Here is a 10,527-nt window from a genome sequence, read left to right as displayed (position 1 = left end):
CGCGTTCGCTCGGGGTCAGCAGCCAGTCGGTGAGTTCCACAGCACAGGCCCTCCAGGCAACACGTACCTGCACCCATTCTGCGCTCCTTCGTCCCCTGAGCGTCGGGACCCAGGCCCTGATCGGTCCGGAGCGCGCCCACCCCACACATGGCCCGCGCAAACCGCACCGAAAACGGCCCGGAGTCCCCTCTCGGACACCAGCCGGGTCCGGCAGGCGCCAGGCGGGACGGCAGTGTCCTACGGTTCTCGGACACCAGCCGGGTCCGGCAGCGGCCAGGCGGGACGGCGGTGTCCTTCGGTTCTCGGACACCAGCCGGGTCCGGCAGCGGCCAGGCGGGACGGCGGTGTCCTACGGTGAGCCGCGATGAGCCGCGATGAGCCGCGATGAGCCGCGATGAACCGGTGCAGGGTGCCGGGTCGGGCCTGCCCGCAGGACCCGGGGTGTCGGTCATGGCCGCCTTCCCGGCACGACCGCGGCGAAGCGCAGGCCCTGCACCGTGGGGGCGGAATGCAGCCGGCCGGGCCGCGACGCGCCCGGGGGGTCGCTGCTCGTACCGGCCGCTGCAGCAGTGCTCTTCCGGGCCGGGCGGCGGGGTGATCGGTGCGCGGCGCCGGCACCAGGGCGGCCGGCGGCAACAGCAGCCGCGATGTCCTTCGACAGCCCCGTCACCGGGCGGAGCCCCTCCCCCGGCCCGTGGCCGCGGGAGAGGCGCGCACGGAGCAGCCGTCGGTGGACGGAGCGGCGGACATCGCAACATCGCCCCGCTGCCCCGTCCTGCTGCGCCACGAAGCGCCGCACCCGCAGAAGACCGACAACACCGCGCCTGCCACGTCCCGGGACGCCCTGCGGGTCGTCGACCCACAGGACACCGCCGCCCTGACCGCCTTCCCCCGGACGGAACCGCAGGCCGCATCCCGGAACCGGCCTCCGGTGGCAGGGCGACAGGGCAGGGCGACGCTGCACCGCGACGCCCCCCACCGCGCCGGGCCCCCCGTGTCGTCCGCCGGCTGCCCGCTGCCCGCTGCCCGGCGCGGCCGCGCCATTGCGCCGAACCGCCCGCAGACGGCCCGCGACGCCACCCCGGCCGATGCCAGCGACACGCCGAACCGGCGGGAGAATGAGGGAGCACCCAACGGGTCGAAGGCGGTGGGAATCATGGTTCTGCCTGTGGTCGTGGGGGTCGACGGCTCGGAGCCCAGCCTCCACGCCGTCGACTGGGCCGTGGACGAGGCGGTCCGCCACGGACTGCCGCTGCGGATCGTCCACGCCTCACTGTGGGAGCGGTACGAGGGCGCGGCCCTCACGGACACACCACGGATCGACCCGGACCTGGTGACCGAGCACGCGATCGCCGAGGGCATCGTGGCGGCCGCAGCCCAGCATGCCCGGCGACGGGCGCCGCTGGAGATCAGCACCGGCGTCGTGCCGGAAGACCCCGTCTCGGCGCTGCTGCGCGAGGCACACCACGCCACCGTCCTGGTAACCGGCGCCCGCGGCAAGGGCCCGATCCGCGAACTCCTTCTGGGATCGGTCAGTCTCTCCCTCACGGCCCGGGCGCCGTGTCCCGTCGCCGTCATACGCGGCCGGCCCCAGAACAGGGAAACCCGCAACAACCGCATCATCCTCGGCATCGGAAGCGACACGGCCCCAGCAGCAGTCCGCTTCGCCTTCCGCGAAGCCGCAGCACGCGGGTGCGAGCTGGAGGCCATACAGGCCTGGCGCCGCCCCGCACACCGACCCGCAGCGCACCCACTACTCACCCGCAAACCCGCCCAGACCCCGCAGGAAGAAGCAACAGCCCTCCTCCACCACACACTCAACAGCATCACGGACCAGTACCCGGACGTGACCGTGCACCACACACTCATCGAAGGCTCAGCACGCCACACACTGATCACCCGATCAACAGCAGCCGACCTCCTGATCATCGGAACCCATCGACGGCACAGCCACCCACCACCCCACCCCGGCCTGATCACACACACCCTGCTCCACCACAGCCACTGCCCAGTAGCAATCGTCCCCCAACCAGACCGGAAACCCGCGGCGACACCCGACTAAGAAGCCCCAACACCCGTCCAAGGACGGCCACGCCAGGAGGAACGGCCGGCCGGGCACGCAGGTGCGCCCCCGTACGCTGCGGGGCCGTACCCGCGCGGCGGTCCGGGCGAGCAGGCCGTCCCTCTTCAGCCGGGTGACGAACATCCGGGCGGCTCGCATGGGGCCCACCGTGTGCGAGCTGGACGGGCCGATGCCGATGGAGAACAGGTCGAAGACGCTGATTGCCACGGCGTACTCCGTGGGACGGGAGGGGTGTCGGTCACAGGCCCGGGTAGAGGGGGTGCTTGTCGGCGAGGGCGGTCACCCGGGCGCGCAGGGCCCGGGCGTCGTAGGTGGGCTTGAGGGCCTGGGCGATGATGTCGGCGACCTCGCGGAAGTCGTCCGCCGTAAAGCCGCGGGTGGCGAGGGCGGGGGTGCCGATCCGCAAGCCGGAGGTGACCATCGGGGGCCGGGGGTCGTTCGGGACGGCGTTGCGGTTGACGGTGATGCCGACCTCGTGGAGGCGGTCCTCGGCCTGCTGTCCGTCGAGTTCGCTGTTGCGCAGGTCGACCAGGACGAGGTGGACGTCGGTGCCGCCGGACAGGACGGAGACGCCGTGCTCGGTGACGTCCGGCCGGATCAGTCGGTCGGCGAGGATGCGGGCGCCGTCCAGGGTGCGCTGCTGGCGCTCCTTGAACTCCTTCGAGGCTGCGACCTTGAAGGAGACGGCCTTGGCGGCGATGACGTGTTCGAGGGGGCCGCCCTGGAAGCCGGGGAAGACCGCGGAGTTGAGCCTTTTCGCGAGTTCCTGCTTCGCCAGGATGATGCCGCCTCGGGGGCCGCCGAGGGTCTTGTGGGTGGTGGAGGTGACCACGTCCGCGTATTCGACGGGGTTGGGGTGCAGGCCGGCGGCGACCAGGCCGGCGAAGTGCGCCATGTCGACCCACAGGTAGGCGCCGACCTCGTCGGCGATGCGGCGGAAGGCGGCGAAGTCGAGCCGGCGGGGGTAGGCGGACCAGCCGGCGATGATGACCTTGGGGCGGTGTTCCTTGGCGAGGCGTTCGACCTCGGCCATGTCGACCAGGCCGGTGGCGTCGTCGACGTGGTAGGGCACCACGGTGAACTGCTTGCCGGAGAAGTTCAGGCGCATGCCGTGGGTGAGGTGGCCGCCGTGGGCGAGGTCGAGGCCCAGGATGGTGTCGCCGGGCTGGGCGATCGCGAACAGGGCGGCCTGGTTGGCGGACGCGCCGGAGTGGGGCTGCACGTTGGCGTGTTCGGCGCCGAACAGGGCCTTGATGCGATCGATGGCGATCTGCTCGACCACGTCGACGTGTTCGCAGCCGCCGTAGTAGCGGCGGCCGGGGTAGCCCTCGGCGTACTTGTTGGTGAGGACGGAGCCCTGGGCCTCGAGGACGGCGACGGGGGCGAAGTTCTCCGACGCGATCATCTCGAGGGTGGACTGCTGGCGGTGGAGCTCGGCGTCGACCGCGGCGGCGACGTCCGGGTCCAGCTCGTGGAGGGGCTGGTGGAACAGGGTCATCGGCGGTCTCCTCGGGTGTGGGCGCAGTGGGCGGCGTACGCGTCGGCGGACAGGGCGCCGGCGATGTTCTCGACCCGGAGCCTGAACAGCCAGCCGGTGGTGTAGGGAGCGGTGTTGACGACGCCCGGGTCGCCGGCCAGGGCGGTGTTGACTTCCAGGACCCGGCCCGAGGCGGGGGCGTACAGGTCGCTGACGGCCGTGGGTGAGGTGATCTGTCCGCAGCTCTCCCCGGCTTCCACCCAGGTGCCCACCTCGGGCAGCCGGAGGGTGACGACGTCGCCGAGGGCCTGTGCGGCGAACGCGGTGATGCCGACGGTGGCGTTGCCCTCGTCCACGACCAGCCATTCGTGGTCCCAGGTGTAGCGCAGGTGCCGCGGAATGCTCACGGCGGTCTTCGGTGGCGCCGGCAGGTGGGGCGGGGCGCTCATGAGGCGGTGGCCGCTGCGGGGGTGAGGGTGCGGCGGAGCCGGTTGAACAGTTTCGGCTGGTTCATGGAGAGCACTGCGACGGGGGTGTCCTCGCGCCGGTAGACGGCGGTGAAGGAGCGGCTGTCGAGGTCGCCCTCGACGACGTGGGGCGTGGCGCCGGGGGCGACGTGGCCGGCGAGCTGGATGCGTACCTGGTACTGGTCGGACCAGAAGTACGGTGCGGTCGGGGGGGCTGGGGCGGAGACGCCGGAGAGCAGGGTGCGGGCGGCGGTCTTCGCCTGCTCGGTGGCGTTGCTCCAGTGCTCGATGCGGGCGTGCCGGCCGGTGAACGGGTTGGGGCAGCGGGCGACGTCCCCGACGGCGACCACGCCCGGGACATTCGTGGCGCAGCCGGCGTCGCACACCACGCCGTCGTCGACCTGGACGCCGGAACCGGCGAGCCAGTCGGTGGCGGGCCGCACCCCGACACCGACGACGACGACGTCGGCGGGCAGCAGGCGTCCGTCCGTCAGGCGTATGCCGGTGACCCGGCCGTTGCCGGTGAGGCCCGCAACGCCCGTTCCGCGCAGCAGGCGCACCCCGTGGTCGGTGTGGAGGGAGGAGCACACCAGGCCCATCTCGCGGCCCAGTTGGCGTTCCAGCGGTACGTCGAGTGCCTCGATGACGGTGACGTGGAGCCCGAGCCGGTGGGCGGTGGATGCCACTTCGGCGCCGATGAAGCCGGCGCCGATGACGGCGACCCTGGGCAGGCCGCTGGACAGGTCGGCGCGCAGGGCCTGGGCGTCGTCCAGGGTGCGCAGGGTGTGCACGCCGGCCAGCCGGTCCGTGCCGGGAAGTGTGCGGGGGCCGGCGCCGGTTGCCACGACGAGGCCGTCGGTGCGCAGTTGCCGGCCGCCGGCCAGGGTGAGGGAGCGGTCTGCGGCATCGAGGCGCACGGCGCGTTCGCCGAGCAGCCACTCGACCTGGAGGTCCTCGTACTCGTCGGCGTCGCCGAGGGCGAGGGCGTCGGCGTCGAGGTCGCCCTTGAGGAAGTCCTTGGACAGCGGCGGGCGGTCGTAGGGGGTGTGGCGTTCCTCGCCGATGACGACGATGGTGCCGTCGTAGCCCTCGGCGCGCAGGGCGCGGACGGTGCTGAGGCCTGCCAGTGATGCTCCGACGACGGTGATGGTCCTCATGCCGGCTCTCCGACGGTGACGTGGAGCAGGATGTGGCCGTCTTCGACGGAGACCTGGTGGGTGCGGACCGGGGCCTTCGCCGGCGGGCAGGTCGGGTGACCGGTGCGCAGGTCGAAGGAGGCGGTGTGAAGGGGGCATTCGACGAAGCAGCCCTCGAGCCAGCCGTCGGCCAGGGAGGCGTCCTGGTGCGTGCAGGTGTCGTCGATGGCGTAGACCGTGCCGTCCGCGTTGAACAACGCGATGGGGGCGGGGACGCCGTCGGTGACACGGATGGACTCGCCGGGGGGCAGGTCTTCGATCCGGCACACCGTGATCATGGGGAACCTCCGGTTGCGGGTGCCCGACAGGGACGGGGCCGTCGGCCGGCCGGTGACGGTGTCCGGCCTGACGGCGAAGAAAGAGCGCTGTCTCGAATGACACAACGGGATTCGCTATACGCAACACATGCTTTCCGCTGCTCCGGGGGTTGTCAAGAGAGCAGCGGCATCAAGTACGCGCCAGCGCATCGGATTGTGCATGGCGCAACAAAGAGGCCCCGCGGTGCTGATCGGGCTGCAGGGGCCTTCGGGGCAGCCGCGGCAGGGGGCAGGCACGGTGATGCCGCCGATCGGCCGGGCGCGGACCCCGGGGCCTTGGAGTGCGCTCAGCGGGAGGCGGTGGCGTGCCCGCCGGCCGTCCCCCGGTGGCGGTCCGGGCCTGCCGGCCGGCTGGTCTCGGCAGGAAGGGGACGGACCGCGGTCACAGCGGCGGCTCGTCCCACTGGTCCAGCAGGTCCTCGCCCAGGTCGCCCAGGCCGCCGCCGAGCCCGGCTGCGGCCGCCTCCAGGGACTGCTCGGTCCAGATGACCTTGCCGCGGGCGGTGTACCGGGTGCCCCAGCGCTGGGCGAAGTGGGCGACCAGGAACAACCCCCGCCCGCCCTCGTCGGTGGCGGCCGCCCGGCGCAGGTGCGGTGAGGTGCTGCTGCCGTCGGCGACCTCGCAGATCAGGCTGTCGCGGTCGTACAGCAGCCGGAGCCGGACGGGGTCGGCGCCGTACCGGATGGCGTTGGTGACCAGTTCGCTGAGGATGAGCTCGGTGGTGTAGGCGACCTGGTCCAGGCCCCAGGCCTCCAGCCGGCGGGCGCAGGCGGCGCGGACGGGGGCGACGGCGGCGGGGTCGCTGGGCACGTCCCACTCGGCCACCCGGTCCGGGTCCAGCAGCCGCGTGCGGGCCACCATCAGGGCGATGTCGTCGCTGGGGCGGGCGGGCAGCAGGGCGTCGAGCACCGCCTGACAGGTCTGCTCCGGGCTCTGGCCGGGGTGTGCCAGGGCGGCCTTGAGGAGTGCGAGGCCGGTGTCGATGTCGCGGTCGCGGTCCTCGACGAGGCCGTCGGTGTACAGGGCGAGGCGGGAGCCTTCGGGCAGGTCCAGTTCGGCGGTCTCGACCGGCAGGCCGGCGCCCAGTCCGAGCGGCGGGGAGACGGGCACGTCGGGGAAGGTGACGGTGGCGTCGGGGTGCACCAGGGCGGGTCCCAGGTGGCCGGCCCGGGCGATGCTGCAGCGCCCCGAGACCGGGTCGTAGATCGCGAACAGGCAGGTGGCGCCGGTGATGCCTTCGCCGTCGCCCTCGGCGGCCTCGCTCTGGTCGATGTGGGCGACCAGCTCGTCCAGGTGGCCCAGGAGCTCGTCGGGCGACTGGTCCAGGGCGCAGAAGTTGTGGACGGCGGTGCGCAGGCGGCCCATGGTAGCGGCCGCGTGCAGGCCGTGGCCGACGACGTCGCCGACGACCAGGGCGACGCGGGTGCCCGGCAGGGGGATGACGTCGAACCAGTCCCCGCCCACGCCGCCCACCCCGGCCTGGGCGGGCAGGTAGCGGTGGGCCACCTCCAGGGCCGACTGCTCGGGCAGAGTGCGGGGCAGCAGGCTGCGCTGCAGCGTGACCGCCACGGTGTGCTCGCGGGTGTAGCGGCGGGCATTGTCGATCATGACCGCGGCGCGGGCGGCCAGTTCCTCCGCGAAGGACAGGTCCTCCTGCGCGAAGGGCTCGCTGCGGGCGCGCCAGAAGTCGACCGTCCCGAGCACGGCGCCGCGGGCCTGCAACGGCACGGTGATCAGCGAGTGGATGCCGAAGTCCAGGACGCGGCGCGCCCACTGGGGGTCCTGTGCCTGCCAGGCGGCGGCGCGGCTCAGGTCGGGCTCCCACACGGCGCGGCCGCTCTGCAGTCCCTGCAGTCCCTGTGCCTGGGGGATCGTGGGCAGGAAGGCGATCTCCTCGCCCGCCGCGTACAGCGGGTGGTCGTCGCGGACGCCGCGGACGGCGATCCGGTGCATGGCCGGGCTCACGCCGTCCGCATCCTCGCCGCGCAGGACCGCGTCCAGCAGCTCGACGGTGGCGAAGTCGGCGAAGCGGGGAACCGCGATCTCGGCCAGTTCCTCGGCCGTGCGCACCACGTCCAGCGTGGTGCCGATGCGCACCCCGGCGTCGTAGAGCAGTTGCAGACGCTCGCGTGCCAGCTCGGCCCGTCCCGCGAGGGCGCGCAGTTCCGTGGTGTCCCGCAGCGTCGCCACGCTGCCGGCCGGTCCCCCGTGCGGGGCGGTGGGCCGCAGGTTGACCGCCAGCAGCCTCTCCCCCGCCAGGAGCACCTCGTCGGTGGCCTCGCCGCCCGAGGCGAGCAGCGTGGCCGTACGGGGGGCCAGGCCGAGGTCGGGGACCGGCCTGCCCTCGACGTCCTCGGGCAGGTCGAGCAGTCGGCGCGCCTCGTCGTTGGCCAGCAGCAGCCGTCCCTCGCCGCTCATGACGAGTACGCCTTCGCGGACCGAGTGCAGGACCGCGTTGTGGTGCTCGTACATCCGTGTCATCTCGGCCGGGTCCAGGCCGTGCGTCTGCCGCCGCAGCCGCCGGCTCACCAGGGCCGAGCCGCCCGTGACCAGTGCCAGTCCGGCGGCGGCGGAGCCGAACAGCAGGGGCAGCTGCTGGGCGACCTCCTCGTTGACGCTCTTGACCGTTATGCCGACGGACACCAGTCCGACGACCCGGTCGTCGGTGTCCAGGACGGGGACCATCGTGTCCACGGCGCGGCCGACTCCGGGCGTGTCGTAGGTGTCCTGGTGCACGTTGCCGGCGAGTGCGTCCGCGTAGGAACCGACCACCTGCTTGCCGATCAGGTCCGGGTCGGGGTGGGTCCATCGGACGCCGGAGGGACTGAACGCGATGACGTAGTTGACCTCGGCCAGCTGCCGGGCCTGTTCCGCGCGCGGCTGCAGCAGTGCGCTGGGGTCGGCGGATTTCATGGCCTCCAGCGTTCCCGGGGCGTGCGCGAAGGTCGCGGCACCGACGAGCGAGCGCTCGCGGGCCTCCTGCAGGGTCGCGGTGCGGGCCTGCAGGAACAGGGCCGTCACGGCGGCGACGACGAGCAGCACGACGACCGCCACCTGCAGGAGGAAGACCTGGCCCGCGACGCTGTGCAGGCTCAGTACGGAGGGCAGGCGCGGCGGTGGTTGATGCGGCGCTCCCCGGTCGCCCTCGGGCGGGGCCGGCTGCCCGGTGCCCGGCCCCCGGGCCGCACGCCGGTTGCGCCGGCGCCATCCGGCGAACAGGCGGGATGCCGGCTGGGAGGATCGCCGATAGATGGACATATCCATACTTCTAGTCCTGGTGGCCTCGGTAAGCCAGCACGCTGCGGGACCGAGTAGTTCCCGGCGCACGGGCGCGTGCGGCGGCGTCGTGCGGCGCGCGGCCGCTGCGGGCAGCGCAATGGCCCGTCCACCTGCCGGAGGGGCCGTGCGGCGGGTGGACGGGCAGCAGGGGGGCGAGGGGGTGTCAGTCGGTGAGGTGTGTGCCGATCTTGTTCTGCAGCCAGGTGTGGAATTCGCCGATGTGGTGCTCGCTGGGCACCAGGACGCCGCCCTTGGTGTAGGCGCGGGAGCTCATCCCAGGCTGGGTGCGCTCACAGGCGTCGAAGTCCTGCTGGTTGACGCGGTGGAACAGCTCGACCGACCGCTCCACGTCCTTGCCGCTCTCCACGACGTGCGGGAGGTAGAGCCAGTCGCATTCGACGATGGTGCGGTCGTGCGCCATCGGGTACATCCGGTGGAAGATCACATGGTCGGGGACCAGGTTGATGAACACCTGCGGCCGGACCGTGATCGCGTAGTACTTGCGGTCCTGGTCCTCCCCCACTCCCGGGATGCGGTCCAGGCCCTCCGAGCCGTCGACCGTGAAGCCCTTGACCTCCTGCCCGAACTCCGCTCCGTGGCCGACGTAGTACTGCGCCGCGTAGCCGTCGGCGAACTCGGGGAGGACTTCGGTGAGTTCGGGGTGGATGGTGGCGCAGTGGTAGCACTCCATGAAGTTCTCGATGATGAGCTTCCAGTTGGCCTTCACGTCGTAGGTGATGCGCCGGCCCACCTTCAGGTCGTCGATCCCGTAGTTGTCGATCGACTCGGTGTCGCCCAGCCGTTCGACCACCGCGCCGACCACGTCCTGCTCGAAGGACGGCGGTTCGTCCGCGAGGCACACCCACACATAGCCGAGCCACTCCCGCACATGGACGTTGATCAGGCCGTACTCGACCCGGTCGATGTCGGGCATCGAGGTGAGGTTCGGGGCGGCGACCAGCTTGCCGTCCAGGCCGTAGGTCCAGGCGTGGTAGGGGCACTGGAACGCCCGCTTCACCTCGCCCGACTCCTCGGTGCACAGCTTGGCGCCGCGGTGCCGGCAGATATTGAGGAAGGCCTTGATGGAGCCGTCCCGGGAGCGGGAGACCAGCACGCTCTCCCGGCCCACCTGGACGGTGCGGAACTGGCCCGGCTTGGCCAGGTCGCCGGCGCGGACGGCGCAGAACCACATGGCCTCGAAGACCCGTTCCTGCTCCAGGGCGAAGATCTCGGGATCGGTGTAGTACTCCCCCGGCAGGGTCGGGATCAGGCTCGGGGGCAGGCTGGTGATGGTCATCGTGTCACCTCGGGAGTGTCAGACGCGCACGCGGCGGGGGTCGAAGAGGGAGATGGGGAGTGTGCCCGGGGGTGTGCAGCACATACAGTGCGGTGCCGGCCACGGTCAGCTCCTCGTAGTCGGCGAGCCGGCCGTCGGGCTCCCGCCCGGGGTGGACGGCCTTCCACAGCACCGCGTCGTCCGGGCGGCGAGGGCCGGGGCGGCGTTGATGTGGTCGTTGTGGGCGTGGGTGCACACGATGGCGACCAGGCGCCGGTCGCCGACGGCGGCGATCGCGGCTTCGTCGTGCGCGGCGTCCACGACCAGGACCTCCCGGTCGTCGCCGATCAGCCAGACGTTGTTGTCCACCTCCCAGCTGCCGCCGTCCAGTTCGAAGGTGCCGGAGGTGACGAGGCGTTCGATCCGCGCGG

At 72.3% G+C, this 10,527-nt stretch carries 7 protein-coding genes and 2 pseudogenes; 1 reads left to right on the top strand and 8 read right to left on the bottom strand.

Features of this window, described 5'->3' with window-relative positions; all coding sequences use genetic code 11:
* Nucleotides 1-730 precede the first annotated feature (730 nt).
* Nucleotides 731-2,062 (top strand): universal stress protein, encoded by a 1,332-nt coding sequence (locus ACF08N_RS37185; RefSeq protein WP_392329140.1) that lies wholly within the window; start codon nt 731-733, stop codon nt 2,060-2,062.
* 93 nt (nt 2,063-2,155) lie between these two features.
* Here ACF08N_RS37185 and ACF08N_RS37180 read toward each other — a convergent pair.
* The 8 genes and pseudogenes from ACF08N_RS37180 to ACF08N_RS37145 form a co-directional block, all read right to left on the bottom strand.
* Nucleotides 2,156-2,290, bottom strand: a pseudogene (locus ACF08N_RS37180) (serine dehydratase beta chain); the annotation flags it as partial.
* Nucleotides 2,291-2,321: 31 nt separating this feature from the next.
* On the bottom strand, nt 2,322-3,581 hold the full coding sequence (gene glyA, locus ACF08N_RS37175) for a serine hydroxymethyltransferase (protein ID WP_392329139.1): 1,260 nt from the start codon (nt 3,579-3,581) through the stop codon (nt 2,322-2,324).
* A complete protein-coding gene (gene gcvH, locus ACF08N_RS37170) occupies nt 3,578-3,967 on the bottom strand; it encodes a glycine cleavage system protein GcvH (RefSeq protein WP_392329138.1) in 390 nt (129 codons plus the stop codon). Before gcvH ends, glyA begins: the two co-directional genes overlap by 4 nt.
* A 38-nt stretch (nt 3,968-4,005) precedes the next feature.
* Complete coding sequence (locus tag ACF08N_RS37165) at nt 4,006-5,184, bottom strand: NAD(P)/FAD-dependent oxidoreductase (protein ID WP_392329137.1); 1,179 nt, start codon at nt 5,182-5,184, stop codon at nt 4,006-4,008.
* Nucleotides 5,181-5,501 (bottom strand): bifunctional 3-phenylpropionate/cinnamic acid dioxygenase ferredoxin subunit, encoded by a 321-nt coding sequence (locus ACF08N_RS37160; protein WP_392329136.1) that lies wholly within the window; start codon nt 5,499-5,501, stop codon nt 5,181-5,183. The genes ACF08N_RS37165 and ACF08N_RS37160 overlap by 4 nt, the downstream gene beginning before the upstream one ends.
* A 421-nt stretch (nt 5,502-5,922) precedes the next feature.
* The gene (locus ACF08N_RS37155; protein ID WP_392329135.1) at nt 5,923-8,799 is read right to left on the bottom strand and encodes a SpoIIE family protein phosphatase; all 2,877 of its coding nucleotides are present in this window, start codon (nt 8,797-8,799) and stop codon (nt 5,923-5,925) included.
* 184 nt (nt 8,800-8,983) lie between these two features.
* Complete coding sequence (locus ACF08N_RS37150; RefSeq protein WP_392329134.1) at nt 8,984-10,117, bottom strand: aromatic ring-hydroxylating dioxygenase subunit alpha; 1,134 nt, start codon at nt 10,115-10,117, stop codon at nt 8,984-8,986.
* A gap of 55 nt (nt 10,118-10,172) precedes the next feature.
* Nucleotides 10,173-10,527 (bottom strand): annotated as a pseudogene (locus ACF08N_RS37145) (MBL fold metallo-hydrolase); the annotation flags it as partial.

Origin of the sequence: Streptomyces sp. NPDC015127 (assembly GCF_043080095.1) — a bacterium.
GTDB lineage: Bacteria > Actinomycetota > Actinomycetes > Streptomycetales > Streptomycetaceae > Streptomyces.
This window is presented reverse-complemented; position numbering and strand designations above follow the sequence as displayed.